This is a genomic window from Siphonobacter sp. SORGH_AS_0500 (assembly GCF_031453245.1).
Classification (GTDB): Bacteria; Bacteroidota; Bacteroidia; order Cytophagales; family Spirosomataceae; genus Siphonobacter.
The window spans coordinates 4,566,721-4,584,298 of the sequence record NZ_JAVIYT010000001.1 but is presented as its reverse complement, the minus strand read 5'-3'; the positions used below and the strand labels follow the sequence as shown (position 1 = coordinate 4,584,298).

Below are 17,578 nucleotides of genomic sequence, written 5' to 3'. Positions count from 1 at the left end.
TATATTTTTAATCGAAACCGCCACACGATTATGAACCTTCGGTTGAGTAAATCGCCACCCCACCAGTTATGATTTTATGAGAATTAGTCCTGTTAAAAGACTAATTCACTAGCCCTGATATTTAATAATTATTGAGTTTACTATCAGTTTGATTGATAGTCAGGGTATAGTATGCCAAAAGCAAGGGAGTTTGCTTCCATCATGCTGGTCATTTCCCAACCATACAAAATCATAAAATCCGCCTGTAATCATGAAATACTCAACAGATACTCTTCGACTGGATACTACGTATTTTGAATCAGAAGAAGCTTCATCATACGTAACTAGAAAATCTACTCTACTCCTTTCAAAACCATCTTCTACTCCTTTAGGTAAACGCTGTTTTGACGTAGTGATGTCCAGCTTTGTTATCCTAACTGTATTGGTATGGTTAATTCCCATTATTGGTATTCTTATTAAACTGTCTTCACCCGGACCTGTTTTCTTTGTCCAGTGGAGAACGGGTCGCAATGGTCGCCGTTTCCGGTGTTTGAAGTTCCGCACCATGCGAACAAATCAGGTTGCTCCTTTCAAGCAAGCTTCGGCGAATGACCCTCGCATTACGAAAATAGGAGCCTTTCTTCGCAAGACTAATCTAGATGAGATGCCTCAGTTCTTGAATGTTCTCTGGGGTGATATGAGCATTGTAGGACCACGTCCTCATGCCGTTGAACACGATGCTCAGTATTGGAGTGTCGTTCCCAATTTCCCTGCCCGTTACTTAGTAAAACCGGGCATTACGGGGCTAGCTCAAACGCGAGGTTTACGTGGCGAAGCAGGTCTTAGAGATATGGAACAGCGATTGAAAATGGATCAGTGGTATATCAGAAGAAGATCGGCCGTACTAGACGCTAAAATCTGCTGGTGGACGGTTGAAAAGATGATTAAAGGTGACGAAAAAGCCTATTAGTCTAGCTTTACTTATCCATTCCCCATTCTAATAGAAACCAATATTCATGAATAATTCCAGCAAGATTTACATTGCCGGTCACCGCGGCATGGTGGGCGGAGCTATCAAGCGTTACCTGGAAAATCAGGGCTATACTAATATTCTGGTTCGTACTTCCAAAGAACTGGACTTGCGTAATCAACAGGCCGTTGCTGATTTTTTCGAAACCGAAAAACCAGAATATGTTTTTCTGGCCGCGGCTAAAGTAGGAGGGATTGTAGCAAACAATACATATCGGGCCGAGTTTCTTTATGATAACCTAATGATTGAAAGCAATATCATTCATTCGGCTTATCAAAACGGAGTCACCAAATTGCTCTTCTTGGGTAGCAGCTGTATTTATCCCAAAATGGCTCCACAGCCCCTCAAAGAAGAATACCTGCTAACAGGAGAGCTGGAGCCTACCAACGAGCCATACGCTATTGCCAAGATCGCCGGAATCAAACTATGCGAAGCATATCGCGATCAATACGGAGCTAACTTCATTTCGGCGATGCCTACTAATCTTTACGGCATTGGAGATAATTACCACCCTCAAAATTCTCACGTTTTACCAGCTCTAATTCGCAAGTTTCACGAAGCGAAAGAAGCAGGGACACCCAGCGTAACCATCTGGGGTACGGGTTCACCGATGCGTGAATTCCTGTATGCTGATGATTTGGCAGAAGCTTGTGTTTTCCTAATGAACGAATACGAAGGCCGGGAGCTGGTAAATATTGGCACGGGCGAAGATCTGACCATTAAAGAACTGGCTCATATTGTCCAGAAAGTGGTGGGTTTTGAAGGGAATCTGGAATTTGATACTTCCAAACCTGATGGTACACCTCGTAAACTCATGGATGTTAGTAAACTACACAGTTTGGGCTGGAAACATACCGTCGAGCTAACCGAAGGTATAACGAAAGCTTATGCAGATTTCCTTTCGAAAGAAGAAGTCGTAGCGGCTCATAACTAAGTATATAATACCCTTCTATAAATCTTACCAAATCCAGTGGACTAGTATTCGGCCTGGAAAACTGAAAACTGAAAACCGCAACAGCGGCCGCTGAAAACAAAAAACTAAAAGATGAAAACGGCATTAATTACCGGCGTCAATGGTCAGGACGGAGCCTATCTGTCAGAGTTATTATTAGAAAAAGGCTACATGGTACACGGCGTAAAACGCCGGGCATCCTTAATTAATACCGAGCGGATTGACCATCTTTACCAGGATCCCCACGAAAAAGACGTTCGTTTCAAGTTGCACTACGGTGATATGACGGATTCGACGAACCTGATTCGTATCATCCAGGAAACACAACCTGACGAGATTTATAACTTGGCGGCTATGTCTCACGTAAAGGTGAGCTTCGATACGCCTGAGTATACCGCCAATGCCGATGGAATTGGTACGCTTCGCATCCTTGAAGCGGTTCGTATTCTGGGACTAGAAAAAAAGACTAAAATCTACCAGGCGTCAACTTCTGAATTATACGGTTTAGTACAGGCCGTTCCTCAGAAAGAAGATACTCCTTTCTATCCTCGTTCTCCTTATGCGGTTGCTAAACTTTACGGTTACTGGATTACAGTAAACTATCGTGAAGCTTATGGTATGTATGCCTGCAATGGTATCCTGTTTAACCATGAGTCTCCTTTACGTGGCGAAACCTTCGTTACGCGTAAAATTACCCGTGCAGTGGCAGCGATTGGTTTAGGATTACAGAACTGCTTATATCTGGGTAACCTGGATGCACAGCGGGACTGGGGCCACGCTAAAGATTACGTAGAGGCGATGTGGAGAATTTTGCAACAAGAGCAACCTGAAGATTATGTAATCGCTACGGGTGTAACTACTCGTGTACGTGAATTCGTGAAAATGGCTTTTGCAGAAATTGGAGTAACTGTAGAATTCAAAGGAGAAGGCGTAGAAGAAAAGGGTTATGTGGTAAGCTGTGCCAACTCAGAATTCCAATTGGAAGAAGGGAAATGTGTGGTTGCAGTAGATCCGGCATATTTCCGTCCCACAGAAGTAGAATTATTAATTGGTGATCCTACGAAATCGAAAACCAAATTAGGTTGGGAGCCTAAGTATGATTTGCCAATGTTGGTAAAGGAAATGGTAGAGAAAGATGTAGAAGTATTTAAACGTTCAGGTAAAACGCAGTTTGAACATTTAATTGGATAAAATTAAATAGGGTATTGGATTAATGTATTTCAAAAATCTAATACCCTATTTATTCTAAATAAATAATAAAAGAGAATAGCTAATATAATTCTGAATCATAGGAAAGTAATATAACTATATTATTATTTTTTTAATGGAAAAAGAAAATTCTCAGGGACGTGTAATAAAAAATACTATCATTCTATACGGAAGGATGGTGATTACAATTGGTGTTTCCCTATATTCAACAAGATTAGTATTAAATGCATTAGGTGCTGTTGATTTTGGGATATATAATTTGATTGCTGGAATTATAGTGATGTTGTCATTTCTTAATTCAGCAATGTCTACATCAACCCAGAGGTATTTGTCTTATTATCAAGGTAAGAAAGATGAGAGCATGCAAAGGAAAGTATTCAGTAATAGCTTGATTTTGCATATTATTATTGGACTAAGTATAGTAGGTATGCTAGAATTAGGTTCATTGTTTATTTTTGATGGGATTTTAAATATACCTCTAAATAGATTAGAGGCGGCCAAAAATATATATCACTTCATGTCAGTTGCTGTCTTTTTTACGATAGTAGCGGTACCCTTTTCTGGATTATTGATATCTCACGAAAATATAGTATGGGTGGCATTGATAAATATAATTGAGACACTGATTAAACTTGGTATTGCTATAGGGTTATACTATATAAGTAAAGATAAATTGATTACTTATGGTTGTAGTATGGCACTTATAAGTGCAATCTCTTTAGTGATATATTTAATAATATGTTTAAATAAATACAAAGAATGTACTATCAAAGTTTATAAAGATTACGATAAGCCTATTATAAAAGAATTAGGATTTTTCGCCAGTTGGAATTTATTTGGAGCCCTATGTAGTGTAGGTAAAACCCAAGGACTTGCCATTATACTAAATGTTTTTCTTGGAACCTTAGTAAATGCTGCGTATGGTATAGCTAATCAGGTTTCAGCACAGATGAATTTTTTCTCATCGGCTATGCTGCAAGCTCTGAATCCACAAATAATGAAGAGTGAGGGAGCAGGTGATCGTAGTAAAATGCTGAAGCTGTCAATGGCAGGAAGTAAGTTTGCTTTCTTTTTACTGGCTTTCATAGCTATTCCTGCAATTTTCGAAATCAAGAATATCTTAGAACTTTGGTTGAAAAATGTACCTCCGTATACGGTAACCTTTTGTCAGTTAATATTGATTGGAATCATGACTAATCAATTAACTATTGGCCTGCAATCAGCTTTACAAGCAACCGGTAAAATCAAAACTTATCAAACTGTAGTTGGAGGTGTGCAATTGCTTACTATCCCATTAGCTTTTTTATTATTGAAATTAGGTTTACCAGATTATTCAGTATTAGTAGGACTGATTGTTATAGAGTTTATAGCTTGTATACTTAGAATTTATTTTTTACACAAAATTGCTGGGTTATCAATCAGTGAGTATTTATATAAAGTAATACTAAAAGAAGTTATACCTGTAATTGTCAGTGTAAGCATTTGCTGGTTAATAGTACAGTATATACAAGTTGAATACAGGTTTTTACTCACTTTTGCTGTCTCTATATTTTTCTTTTTTGTAGCCGTGTATTTTTTCGGTCTGAGTAATGAAGAAAAAAATCAAGTTAAAACATTAATAAAAAACAAATTACTATCTAATGGGAAAGTTAAAAGTATTCTGGTGGAAACACGTTGATAACTTTGGTGATGCTCTTAATCCTTACTTGGTTGAAAAAGTAGGTACAAAAAAGGTTCAATATTTTAGTCTGACCCCTACAGATGAAGCGATTAAGGACATCGCTAAATCAATCCTTAGATTTAAGAAGCTTAACGAGCATGCATTAGTCTCTTTTACAAGTTTCGGACATAGAATGTTAGTAATTGGCTCAGTAATTTCTAAGTCAAATAGTAATACTACGGTTTGGGGAGCGGGATTCATGAATGAGAACGAAACGTGTAAAGGAGGTAAATTTTATGCAGTAAGAGGCAAAGAAACGATCAGAAAGCTAAAAGAGTTAGGTTTCAAAGATGATCCAGCTATAGGTGATCCAGCTTTGTTGCTACCATTGATATATAAGCCGAAAGTTACAAAAAAGGTTAAGCTTGGGATTATACCACACTGGACCGAAGTAGAATCATTTAGAACTAGATATGCTGCTAAGTATAAATTAATTGACTTGGTAACGAAGGACATTGAAGGTGTAGTAGATCAAATAGCTTCGTGTGATTATATTTTGTCTACATCATTGCACGGAGTAATTGTTGCTCATGCCTATGGTATTCCAGCTATATGGGTGAAAGAAGGATACATTCATACGGATGGCTTTAAATTTAATGATTATTTTTCTTCTATAAATATTCCTTACTATGATGGATTTAATATAGAAGAGATTCTTAATAACCATACTATCGAAGAATTTTTTGAGATCCATAAAGATATAGCTACTGCTAATATTAATCTATTTGAACTTCAAAAATCATTGTTAAAGGCAGCTCCTTTTGAATTAAAAGAAGAATTTAAGAAAATAGTTGCTACTAAAGAAGTAAAAATTTAATAGAGCTGTGAACAAGGAAAACCCTGAAGTTTCAGTTATTGTTCCCGTTTATAATGTTGAGTCTGTTTTAGAAAAATGCATCGAAAGTATCTTAGCTCAAACTTATAGAAACTTTGAGCTAATATTGATAAACGATGGTAGTACAGATAATTCATTTACTATTTGCGAAAAATATTCGAGAATTGATTCTAGGATAACAGTTTTGCATAAGCTCAATGGCGGTGCTAGTTCCGCGAGGAACATGGGGATCGCTCATGCTAAGGGTAAGTGGATTACTTTTGCAGATAGTGACGATTCAGTTGAAGAAATTTGGTTGGATACTTTTATACAAAATGCTAACCATGTAGACTTGGTCGTACAAGGTTTTAAAGTATTCTACGATTCATCTATTAAAAGTAGTGCCAGAATAGACGGTGATAATGTTGCTATTGGCATGGATGATGAACGTGGGGTGACAAAGAAGGACCTGAAAATATTTATTCATAAGTTAAAGTCTAAAGGAATATTTGGATACTTATGGTGCAAAATGTTCAGGAAAAGTATAATACAAGATAATAAACTAAAGTTTAATGAGTCTTATAAAATTCAGGAAGATGAGGATTTTATACTTAGATATATTTTATTAATTAATACTTATTCAAATGTAAAAGAAGGGTATTACAAGTATAACCATCCTGATTATTCTAAGAAATACGTTGAAGATAAAAATTGTATAATTAATCTATGGGCATTAGCTAAAATATTTTATGAGTCTGATGCCCATATAGACATTTTTGCGAAAGTTTATGGCAATCAACTTGTTAGATCCATAACAAGAATGTACGTAAGGAAAGAAGAAAAAGTGAACCGCCTGGAAAGTATAAAATTTTATATCGATGAATTTAATGATTTCAATATAAAGCCATCAGGAATCCGTTCTGTTATCTTTTTAAACATAGTTAATAGATTTTCACTTTCTAATGCAGATAGATTATATGAAATCATATTTGGTAGTATTTTAAAATAGTGTTCTTTAATTGTTGCCAAATCGAGATAAATATATGTTTACCATCTTAAATTTAAGAGTATGCCTTTAGTTAGTGTAATATTGCCTGTCTACAATGGAGAAAAATACATTCATGAAGCTGTTATGAGTGTATTAAACCAAACATTTAAAGACTTTACTTTGTTTGTTTTAGATGACGGATCAACAGATGCAACTATTGAACAATTGGAAACAATTGATGATAGCAGGATGATTATACATAGAAATATTACCAATAAAGGTTTGATATATACTTTGAATAAAGGGTTGGATTTGTCCAAAGATTATAAGTATATCGCTCGTATGGATGCAGATGATATAAGTTTAGAAGATAGATTCGAAAAACAAATTAATTTCTTAGAGAGAAATCCTAAAATAGGACTTATAGGAAGTGCTATGCAGCAATTTGGAAGTGATAAATCTGATAGTAAAAAAATTTATAGACCCGACACGGCAGAAAAAATTACATCTACCTTTCTTTTCTATAATCCTATTTCTCACCCAACTGTAATGATGAGAAGCAAGGTAGTTTTCAATGAGTACTCTTATGATTTTCCTAAATATGAGGACTATCATTTATGGATTGAATTATATTCTAAAACTAAATTTCATAATCTAAAAGATATTTTAGTTAAGTATAGGCGACATAATACAAATGTGACTTCAACTTACCAAGAGGATATAGAAAGTGATCATGATTATATTAAGAAATTGATCAAACTATTTTGTGATTATTCATCACTAAATCTTACCGAAGAAGAAATTAACGTTATAAGTATAATATCTAGCAAAGTGAGATACAGCTTGAACAATAATTTTGATGTTCAATATCTATTCAAAGTTAAGAATGATATCTTGAGCAAACTAAATCATCTATTTGATAAAGAATATTTTAATTATTTATTTCTAGAAAGATTATTTTCATACTTTTTGTTTTTTAAAAAATATGATTGTGCTATAGAAACATTTATTAAGATGAGTTTTTACGGAAAAAAGAAACTAGTTTATTCGATTTTGAATTTAAATAAAAACTAAATGGCCAAAAATAGTTATATAAAAACGAGCTCTAATGATAACCTTTACTTGGAAGGTAATTTTAGGGACAAGAACGATTTATTCTTATTAGTGTTAAATATATATTTTATTTTATCGTATATATCTATTTTTATTTCAGATATACGTTATGCAAAATATGCTTTACCTATAGTAGTTAGTTTTTTAGTTTTGCAGAACAAAAAAAATAGAATTGTATATGAGCTAGAAATGGCCAAATTATATTTAAAATATTTTCTGTATTTCTATGTTATTTTATATTTAGTTTATTTTTTCTTTCAAGGAGTATTTGGCAATAATTTGTCTTTCAGATCAATTGCGAATGCTTTATTTGTAATACTTCCAATACTAACAGTGTACTTATTAGCTCCACTAATTAAAGTTCATAGGATTGACTATTATTTTAAATATATAACATTTTTAACTATTGGAGGATATGTATTAGAAAAAAGAGAGTCCTTATTAAATTCTATTTTAGAGTGGCGTCAAATATTCTCTGCTATTGAAGATTCTTCAGTATCGAGTGAGAGTAATCTATATCCATTTCTATTGTCGCTACTTCTGCTTTACAGTTTTTATTATAAAATAGGTTGGAAATATAGCCTACTTATACTGATTTTTGTAATATTAGGATTTAAGAGAATTGTTCTTCTTTCTATCTTAGTAGCTTATTGTTTATATAAACTGCCATTTTTATATAGAATTATATTATCTAATATTAAGTTTTTTTCATCCTTATTTTCTTTAATTGCTGTTGTTATAATTCTATTCTATTATAATATAGCTGATGGCCAATATGATGACTATTTATTTAATAATTTTGGTATTTACACTAATGCATTTATGCAAGGACGTCAAAATTTATATGCTTTAGTTATTAAAGAATTAGAAAAAGATAATTTGATTTTTGGCTCTGGAGTTGGAAGTGTCGATAATATTCTAATTCAGTATGGGAACGAAATAAATAACGTAACTAACCTTCACTCTGAATTGCTTAGATGGTTTTTAGAGTTAGGAATTATTGGTTATACTATATGGTTATTTATGTTTTTTAAAAGTGTAGAATATAGTAGATACATATTTATTATGTTTATATTCCTTTTTATATTATTAATAACTGATAATGTGATGATTTACTTTGATTATATGATGTATTATTATATATTATCTGTTTTTTCAATTTTAAAGGAAAAGAAATATAGTTCTCATGAATATTTTTCAAGATTACAAACGGAACAAAAAAAATATTAAAGGGCAGATTATATTAATTCTGTTCAGAATTTCGCACATTCCGTATAATAATAAATTTCTATTTATTATATGGGTGCCATATCTAATCGCCTATAGGGTATTTGTGGAATGGATTCTAGGAATAGAGATACCCTACAAAACTGAAATAGGTAAAGGACTAGTTGTTTTTCATGGACATGCCTTAGTTGTTAATGATGGTACTGTTATTGGAGAAAATTGTGTTCTGAGACATTGTACAACGATAGGGAATAAGCAATTACCAGATGGCTCTTATTCTACTTGCCCTAGAATAGGTAATAACGTTGATGTAGGTGCTAATGTTTGCATAATCGGGCCAATATCGATTGGAAATAATGTTACTATTGGTGCAGGATCTACCGTGGTAAAAGATGTTCCTGCTAATTGTATAGTAGTTGGAAATCCAGCTCGAATTATCAAATATTTAAATGTTGATAGCTTATAAATACTATTATGAAATTTTTGATTGTGGGTCAAACTCCTCCCCCCTATGGAGGCCAGAGTATTAATATTGCAAGAATGATTGATACGCTGAAAAAAAACTCGATAAATTATAAGTTTATCAGGATGAATTTCAGTGAAGAAATGAGTGAAAATGGATCTGTTAGTTTTAAAAAAATTATAAAGTTATTTCAATTATTTATTAATATAAATTATAATATCATTTTTAATAGACCGGATTTTTTATATTATCCACCATCTGGTTCTGAACGTGTACCTGTTATTAGAGATATTGTTCTTTTGTTTTTTGCGAGATTATTTAAAGTAAAAATAATATTTCATTTCCATGCTGGTGGAATAGCTAGCCTATATCCTGAACTCAAGGGTACTATTAGACTCATGTTTGAAAAAGCGTTTTTTTTTCCTGAGTATTCTATATGCCTTAGTTCTTTGGGAAAAAGTGATCCAATTTTCTTGAAGTCTCATAATATAAGCGTTATTCCCAATGGTGTAGAAAATATTTATAGGGACTCCTTACAAAGAAACCTCTCAGATAAATTTATTGTTCTATTTATTGGTGTATGCCGAGAAACGAAGGGGATATTAGACTTTTTGGAAGTTGTTAAGCAATGCAATTCAATTAACCCATTAATAATAGGAAGAATAATTGGAAAAACCTTTTCTGCTATTGAAGAAAAAGCTATTGAAGAGGCTGTCAAAGAAGGTTATATTGAATATTACGGAGTTAAGACAGGGAATGATAAAGATGCTCTTATGTTTAGTTCAAATGTATTATTATTTCCTACATTTTTTGAACATGAGAATTTTCCCACTGTTATACTTGAGGCATTTTCTTGTGGTATTCCTGCTATATCAACTAATTGGAGAGGTGTTCCTGATCAAATTACGAATGATTATAATGGGTATGTCCATGAAATTCATGATTATGAAGGTATGAAAAAGTCAATATTGTATCTTTTTGAGAATCCCACTAGATACGAAGAAATTTGTTTAAATGCCCGTAATAGCTATTTGATGAATTACTCTCTTGAAAAATTCGAGAATAATATTGTTAATTTTTTTAATTCACTGAAATGAAATCAATTCTGATTACTGGTGCTTCAGGCTTTATAGGGACAAACCTAGTTGACTTTTTATTAGAAAAAGGATATGATAAAATAATTAACCTGGATAAAAAGAATCCATTAAAAGACAGCCACAACTCCTATTGGGTTAAGGGTAATATAATGAATGAAGACGAAGTACTAGCTATATTCAATGACTATAGACCAGATACTGTCATTCATTTAGCCGCTAGAACGGATACTTTGAGTGACAAACTTGAAGATTATCTGGAAAATCATGAAGGAACTCGCCGATTACTCAATGTTGTTAAAAAGTGTAATTTTATTGAGAGAATAATAGTTACTTCTACTCAGTACGTTTATAAATCTAAAAGTAAGATATTTCCCTCTGATATGTATGACTTTGAGCCTCATACCGTCTATGGTCAAAGTAAAGTTCTTACAGAAAAGTATACGCATTCTGCAGATCTAAAATGCTTGTGGACAATTATTAGACCTGCTAATATTTGGGGCCCTTGGCATATGCGTTACCCTGTTGAATTGTGGCGAATGATAGATAAAGGGTTATATTCTCATCCTACGAATAATCAAGTTATTAGAACTTATGGGTATGTGAAAAATATTGTACATCAAATCTATAATATTTTAATTGCACCTTCTGAAGTAGTAGATAAGAAAACATTTTATGTGGGAGATTTACCTATAGATTCTTATTCATGGCTCAATGAAATTTCTATGCAGTTGAATGGTAAAGAAGTTAAAAGAGCTCCTTACGTACTTTTTAAAAGTGTGGCATTAGTGGGGGACGTTCTTAGAACTTTTAAAGTTCCATTCCCATTATATTCTCAACGTTTAGATAATATGATTGAGGATTATCCTGCTCCGACAAAGTTAACTGTCGATACTTTTGGTCAATATAATCCTGATTTATCTAATAACGTAAAGGAAACCATTAATTGGTTGAAAGGCGAAGGCAAAGTACATTTTGAATATTGGAATAGTAAGTAGCGTTGTACTAATACTAGTTTTAATTAATTTAATTACATCATTTCTAACGTAATTAAATTAATTAAAACTAATTGTTTATACATCAATAGCAATGTCCTTTAACCTATTTTTCATAAAAGTATTGATTATGCTCTAATCTGTTAATTCAATATGATGGAATTTCAGATGTAGAATATATATAATAAGGCGTTTATGCTGAGTTGAGAATGGCAAAAAGCATTAAAACACACTTAAATAGAGGCATTAAATTGTAAATACATGCAACTCATTAGCATTAAAATTAGCTCGGGCCCTTATCAAAGCTTTATTGATAAGCTTGTATATATGGCATGCAACCAAATTCCTGCTTACTGTTGCGTTGCTAATGTACATATGCTAGTAGAAGCTTACAATAATGAGGCCTTTGCGTCGGTAGTCAATAACGCAGATTTAGTGACTCCAGATGGAATGCCTTTAACTTGGGGATTGAAGCTTGTGCATGGAATTCAGCAAGACCGTGTTGCAGGGATGGATCTGCTACCTGATTTATTGACAGAAGCATCTAAATTACAGCTGCCTGTTTATTTCTATGGAGGAACTCAGGCCATGTTGGATCAAACAGATGCGTATATTAGAAAAGTATACCCTTCCTTGCAAGTAGCAGGCATGTATAGTCCGCCATTTAGACCTTTAACTGCCGAAGAAGATCAGCAAATAGTGGATAAAATTAATGCTAGTGGGGCTAGAATGATCTTTGTAGCTCTAGGATGTCCTAAACAGGAAAAATGGATGGCTTCCATGAAAGGGCGGATTCAGGCAACAATGATTGGTATTGGAGGAGCTTTACCAGTAATGGTGGGCATGCAGAAAAGAGCTCCAGAATGGATGCAAAAAGCAAGTCTGGAATGGTTGTATCGACTGGTTCAGGAACCCAAACGTTTATTTAAACGCTATGCAGTTACAAATACTACTTATTTGTGGTTATTAACTAAAGAGCTATTTACTAAAAAGCGGCTGAAAACAACTTAAGCGGGTTTAAAACCAGCCTGTTTTCCGTAAAGTGAGCATGCCAGCTACTGATGGAGTAAGCCATTGGCCTGCATCTGCGGCTAGACTGCCTTTCCATTCCAATCCTCCCCACAAGCCACTTGGTACGACTACTTCTAGTAGACCAGAAAATTGCTTAACTCCCCCTGGTATGGGTTCTGGACTAAAGGGACGACCTCGGTTCCAGCTCTGAGAGAGCAAAGCATGAAATTTAACGCCATTGGCCAGCTGCCCTATGGCTCCAATATGAATTACCTGAATACGATTATTAACAATCATCGAGAAGTTCCGGTAAGGACCCCGCAAATTGTACCATTTGGGAGCAGTATCCATCCATCGAGTGATGAAGGGAGTCCCAATAATACGTCGTTCGTTTGTCCATCCATTGATGTACTGATAGTTATGGAAATAATCATCATTACCTTTGGGATACTTAGGACCGCTTTGATTAAGGGTTGTGACAAACTCAGCCGTTATATTGGTTAATCGAAAACTACGTATGGGCTCTGTAGTGCGGTTTTGCCAACGTACTCCGTATGTTCCATCTGGTAAATTACCAAAAACTACCCCAGACATGTCTTCCCAGGGTCGTTGAATATAAAACAGAAAATTGGAGCGTCGAAGACTAAGCTCTAGAGCTATATCCACGGATCCTAAGTGGTTACCTGAACGGTTGGCGGTATCGAAAGCAGTAAAACCACTCCCTCCTTTTTCTTCTATCTTACTCGGCCAGAAGGCTCTTTTATAAGCTCCCCAGCCAGAAGGTAAATATCCATTATTAGATAAGCTATTATTTAAATACCTGGAGTATCCGCCCCACTGAACAAAGTGATTCATTCCTCCGTAAAAACGTACTTTCCAGGTAGGTTTACCAATGCGTACAAATAAAGCTTTCGCATGTAAATAGACATTCTGCATAGAGTCGGTATTGGTAAACCATCCATGACTGATGAATGCATTCAAAGAAATAACACCCTTAGTGAATTTTAAAGGAGCGTAATCTTTAGTACCGATGCGAACTTGAGTAATTGGAACCGCATTACCTGACCATGCATAGGAACCAGAAGTAAGGAGCGTATCAGTGATGCCATTGATTTCCTTGCGACGTCCTACATACAACTCGGCATGACCTAGCCTAACCGCCGCGTACGCTTCAGGTAAGATCAAGCGGGAAGAGCGATTCAGGTTTCCTACGGCTTCTACACCTGCTTTTAGATAAGGTTTTCGATTCTGTGTTGCGTCTCCCCATAAGCCCGTAGCTCCTAAGGTAATCAGGGCTGATGGGGATTCAAATGGAACAGTACCAAACTGATTGGACCGTAGCCAAAAGGGGGTACGGGAACTCGTAGAAACCAATCCACCCAACTCAGCTTTATAGCGAATACCCCGCGTTACCGTGGTGTCGTAGACGGGACGATTGAATTGACTGTAGGCAGGGAAATGACAGAGGAAACAGAGAAGGCACCCAAGGGAGTAACCCAAAAGTCGATAAAGCTGCATATGGCGGTAGTTCAAAAAGAATATACTCTTTACTAAAGACAAACCCGGAAAACCAGAAGAAGGTTTTCCGGGTTTGTCTTAGATGATATGAAGAATATCATTCAAAGGGTTACACAAACTCAACCCCACGAGTGGTGGCATCGGCCACGAAGCTTTTTACTTTCTGTTCCTGATCTTTAGGACAGATCATTAGTACGTTGTCAAACTCAGCAACGATGAAGTCCTGGAGGCCTTCAACCACTACCAATCGCTCTTTAGGTGTTTTGATGATGGAACCTGTCGTGTTATGTGTCACAATGTGTCCATCCATCACATTGCCGTTTTCGTCTTTTTCGCTTACCTCATAAAGAGACTTCCACGTACCTAAGTCCGACCAGCCAATGTCACTTAATACGACGTGCACATTCTGGGCTTTTTCCATCACACCATTGTCAATGGAAATGCTTTGGCAAAGAGGATAGTGCTGGAGCAGGTCTTCAGCTTCTTTTTCGGTATAGTAATGATTTTCCAACTTTTCGAAGACCTCGTGAAGCTCGGGCAGGTAGGATTCAAAAGCTTTTCGGATTGAATTGGCATTCCAGACAAAAATACCGGCATTCCAAACGTAGTCGCCACTTTCCAAGAAAGCTTGAGCCAGCTGTAAATGAGGCTTTTCGGTGAAAGTTTTCACGCGTTTTACCTCTCCTTCGGCTTGGTCATCAAACTGAATGTAGCCGTAACCCGTATCGGGGCGAGTAGGGGTAATACCCAGCGTAACCAACAAGTCTGAATTCTCAGTAGCATCGAGAGCCACTTTAATCCGGTCAACGAATTCTTGTTCTTTAAGAATTAAATGATCGGCGGGCGTAACGACGATATTGGCTTGAGGGTCACGGGCGGCAATTTTATAACAGGCATACCCAATGCAGGGAGCCGTGTTGCGACGGGAGGGTTCCAAAAGAATTTGGTGATCCGAAAGCTGGGGTAACTGCTGTTTGGTTAAATCGTAATATTCCTGAGAAGTAACAATGTAGACGTTTTCAGGAGGACAGATTTCTGCCAGTCGATCGAAGGTCATTTGCAGCATGGTGCGGCCAACGCCTAATACATCGTGAAATTGTTTGGGGTAACTCTGACGGGAGAAAGGCCAGAATCGGGTGCCTACGCCCCCGGCCATAATGACTACATAGGTATGGGGTGAACTCATTTTAAACGGGCGGATGCATTTAGAAGCAAAACAGAGGAAAGCCTCTTGTTCTACTTAGGTCTAAGTTCAGGAAAAAGTATAGCCCCTGGAGGGCTCAGGTGGGGTAATGAAATTTAAAAAGGCTGGCTGTCCGGCATGGGCAAATCACGAACAGGTATAATTAACAAAGCATTCATAAAAATATGGCGGTTTAAATCGTTGGCGGAATGCAGATGGCGATCTTGCATACAACAAAAATAGGATTTATCAGGGAATAAAAAAGTTTGTTGAGCCTATTTTTACATTATAAAATTGTAAATTCTAAAAGCATATCTCTGGTTTTTATCGAATGATATGTTTTATACTGGGCTGATGGTGAGAAATATATACGAAGAAAGGTATAATTCAGATTATTAAATGCGGCAGACCTAGAAGATAAAAGGGGATAGCCGCTGCTTCAGTTCTGCTGGATAAATTGTATATTTTTTATAATAATTTAGCTGAGTATCTTTACCAGTCAGGAAGGAAGCAGGAGGAATAGGGGTAAAAAACGCGGGATATAACGTAACAAAGGGATTGATACTCAGGAGAATGTTTATGAAAAAAGGAGCGACCTATTTATGAAAAAATGGTTCGCTCCTTTGGGGTATTGGGTCTTTCTATGCTTTAATCCTCTTTTTCAAAATACTCTTCCACCAATTGGGAGAATATCTCGGGGCGAAGAGGTTTGTGTAGAAAACTTACAATCTGATTGTCGAGTTTAGCCCGGTTTTCGTCATCGGGATTCAGGGAAGTGGTGAGCATTGTAACGATCACTTTCACTTTGTATTTTTCTTCAAGCTGATGGTAGGCAGTCATGAAATCCCAACCGCTCAGGCCGGGCATGTTAATGTCAAGCAGAATAATACCGGGACGAACCGAATCGGCAAGTTGCTGGCTAGTCAGAAAATCCAGAGCATCCTTTACGTTCGATACCGCTTTTACCTGCACATCGATACCCGTACGTTCGATGGCTTTGGTGTGAATGAGATTCGTAAACTTATCATCATCTACCAGTAATACGCCGTGTAGATCTTTATACTTCTTCATAAAACATTAGAGGCTAAGAAAAGGAAGAGTAACCCAAAAGGTACTACCTTGATTAGTGACGGACTCTACCTGAATAGTTCCGCCGTGCATTTCTACAATTTTTTTGCAGTGAGCCAGCCCAATGCCGTTGCCTTCGTATGCCTCTCGCTCGTGCAGACGCTGGAAAATGAGAAAGATTTTTTCCTTGAATTCCGGAGCAATGCCAATGCCATTATCCGAAACGGCAAAACGCCATCCTTCAGCGGTTTGTTCGGCAGTGATGCGGATGTCGGGAGAAACGCCAGGCTTTCGGAATTTGATAGCATTACTCAGTAAATTCTGAAATAACTGGTGAAGCTCGGTCGCGTATCCCACCAGAATAGGCAGGTTTTCGAAGTGAATCTCTGCTCCAGAAGCTTTAATGGGAACGGATAAGTCGCTGATAACCGTCTCCACTAACTGCTGACAATCCACCCGGACTAACTTGGCTTGCTGACCGAGTCGGGAATAATCCAACAGGCAGCGAATGAGGTTTCGCATCCGGCTTGCTCCCTGGCTGATGACGTCGAAGTACAGATTCGCCGTTTCATCAAATAAAGAACCGTATTCGTATTGCAGCAATTCAACAAAATTCGTCAGGTTCAAAAGTGGCTCCTGCAAATCGTGGGAAGCGATGTAGACGAACTGTTCGAGTTCTTTGTTTTTGCGTTCAATTTGCTGGGCGTGCTGAAGAATGATTTTTTCTGCCAGTTGTCGATCGGTAAGATCCCGGGTAATTTTGGCAAAACCAATGACTTCTGCCTTTTCATTGTACAGGGCTTTAATACTTATGGAAGCCCAGAACGTAGTCTTATCTTTTTTCACACGCCAACCTTCCCGCTGAACACTTCCCTTCGAAGCAGCCTCCAAGAGCAACTGGCCGGGTGTGTCAAGCAGAAGATCGGTTTCGGAGTAGAACACTCTGAAATTCTTGCCAATGATTTCCTGGGCGGAGTAACCCTTGATGCGTTCAGCTCCTTTGTTCCACGATTGAATATAGCCTTTGTTGTCCAGAAGTATAATGGCGTAATCTTCTACTTCTTCCATCATTTGAAGTAGCTTAAGCTTCGTAGGATCCGAAAGCAGGGAGGTAGAAGCTAAAGGGGGGGTATGCATGGGAATCAGCGATGTATGAATTCTTACTCATCTGAAACAAACGAGCAAGAGTGATATAAAATGAACCAGATTTTACC

Annotated in this window: 16 protein-coding genes; 12 read left to right on the top strand and 4 right to left on the bottom strand. The window is 36.6% G+C overall.

Annotation, left to right across the window (positions count from 1 at the left end; genetic code table 11):
* The first annotated feature begins 250 nt into the window (after positions 1-250).
* From QE357_RS19300 to QE357_RS19245, 12 genes are all read left to right on the top strand, one after another.
* Positions 251-949 (top strand): sugar transferase, encoded by a 699-nt coding sequence (locus QE357_RS19300; RefSeq protein WP_106636917.1) that lies wholly within the window; start codon positions 251-253, stop codon positions 947-949.
* A gap of 46 nt (positions 950-995) precedes the next feature.
* Positions 996-1,943, top strand: coding sequence for a GDP-L-fucose synthase (locus tag QE357_RS19295; protein WP_106636916.1), 948 nt, complete (start codon positions 996-998; stop codon positions 1,941-1,943).
* 111 nt (positions 1,944-2,054) lie between these two features.
* Positions 2,055-3,152 carry a GDP-mannose 4,6-dehydratase gene (gmd, locus tag QE357_RS19290; protein ID WP_106636915.1) on the top strand — a complete coding sequence of 366 codons (1,098 nt, stop codon included), beginning with the start codon at positions 2,055-2,057 and terminating at the stop codon, positions 3,150-3,152.
* A gap of 133 nt (positions 3,153-3,285) precedes the next feature.
* The gene (locus tag QE357_RS19285) at positions 3,286-4,848 is read left to right on the top strand and encodes a hypothetical protein (RefSeq protein ID WP_232793698.1); all 1,563 of its coding nucleotides are present in this window, start codon (positions 3,286-3,288) and stop codon (positions 4,846-4,848) included.
* On the top strand, positions 4,811-5,707 hold the full coding sequence (locus QE357_RS19280) for a polysaccharide pyruvyl transferase family protein (RefSeq protein ID WP_309710896.1): 897 nt from the start codon (positions 4,811-4,813) through the stop codon (positions 5,705-5,707). The genes QE357_RS19285 and QE357_RS19280 overlap by 38 nt, the downstream gene beginning before the upstream one ends.
* 7 nt (positions 5,708-5,714) lie before the next feature.
* Positions 5,715-6,713, top strand: coding sequence for a glycosyltransferase (locus tag QE357_RS19275; protein ID WP_309710893.1), 999 nt, complete (start codon positions 5,715-5,717; stop codon positions 6,711-6,713).
* Positions 6,714-6,773: 60 nt separating this feature from the next.
* On the top strand, positions 6,774-7,766 hold the full coding sequence (locus QE357_RS19270) for a glycosyltransferase (RefSeq protein ID WP_309710890.1): 993 nt from the start codon (positions 6,774-6,776) through the stop codon (positions 7,764-7,766).
* Positions 7,767-9,035, top strand: a complete 1,269-nt coding sequence (locus tag QE357_RS19265; RefSeq protein ID WP_309710887.1) for an O-antigen ligase family protein — start codon at positions 7,767-7,769, stop codon at positions 9,033-9,035.
* A complete protein-coding gene (locus tag QE357_RS19260) occupies positions 8,992-9,498 on the top strand; it encodes a serine acetyltransferase (protein ID WP_309710884.1) in 507 nt (168 codons plus the stop codon). Before QE357_RS19265 ends, QE357_RS19260 begins: the two co-directional genes overlap by 44 nt.
* 8 nt (positions 9,499-9,506) lie before the next feature.
* Complete coding sequence (locus QE357_RS19255; protein WP_309710883.1) at positions 9,507-10,592, top strand: glycosyltransferase family 4 protein; 1,086 nt, start codon at positions 9,507-9,509, stop codon at positions 10,590-10,592.
* A complete protein-coding gene (locus QE357_RS19250; RefSeq protein ID WP_106636908.1) occupies positions 10,589-11,587 on the top strand; it encodes an NAD(P)-dependent oxidoreductase in 999 nt (332 codons plus the stop codon). Before QE357_RS19255 ends, QE357_RS19250 begins: the two co-directional genes overlap by 4 nt.
* 258 nt (positions 11,588-11,845) lie before the next feature.
* On the top strand, positions 11,846-12,595 hold the full coding sequence (locus QE357_RS19245; protein WP_309710879.1) for a WecB/TagA/CpsF family glycosyltransferase: 750 nt from the start codon (positions 11,846-11,848) through the stop codon (positions 12,593-12,595).
* Between the two features lie 6 nt (positions 12,596-12,601).
* Here QE357_RS19245 and QE357_RS19240 read toward each other — a convergent pair whose 3' ends face one another.
* The 4 genes from QE357_RS19240 to QE357_RS19225 all read right to left on the bottom strand — a co-directional run bounded on the left by QE357_RS19240 (position 12,602) and on the right by QE357_RS19225 (position 17,501).
* A complete protein-coding gene (locus QE357_RS19240; protein ID WP_309710876.1) occupies positions 12,602-14,113 on the bottom strand; it encodes a capsule assembly Wzi family protein in 1,512 nt (503 codons plus the stop codon).
* 109 nt (positions 14,114-14,222) lie between these two features.
* Positions 14,223-15,299 carry a mannose-1-phosphate guanylyltransferase gene (locus tag QE357_RS19235; RefSeq protein WP_307141425.1) on the bottom strand — a complete coding sequence of 359 codons (1,077 nt, stop codon included), beginning with the start codon at positions 15,297-15,299 and terminating at the stop codon, positions 14,223-14,225.
* Positions 15,300-15,944: 645 nt separating this feature from the next.
* Complete coding sequence (locus tag QE357_RS19230) at positions 15,945-16,367, bottom strand: response regulator (protein ID WP_309710873.1); 423 nt, start codon at positions 16,365-16,367, stop codon at positions 15,945-15,947.
* Between the two features lie 6 nt (positions 16,368-16,373).
* Entirely contained in the window at positions 16,374-17,501 is a 1,128-nt protein-coding gene (locus QE357_RS19225) for an ATP-binding protein (protein WP_309710870.1), read from the bottom strand.
* Positions 17,502-17,578 lie beyond the last annotated feature (77 nt).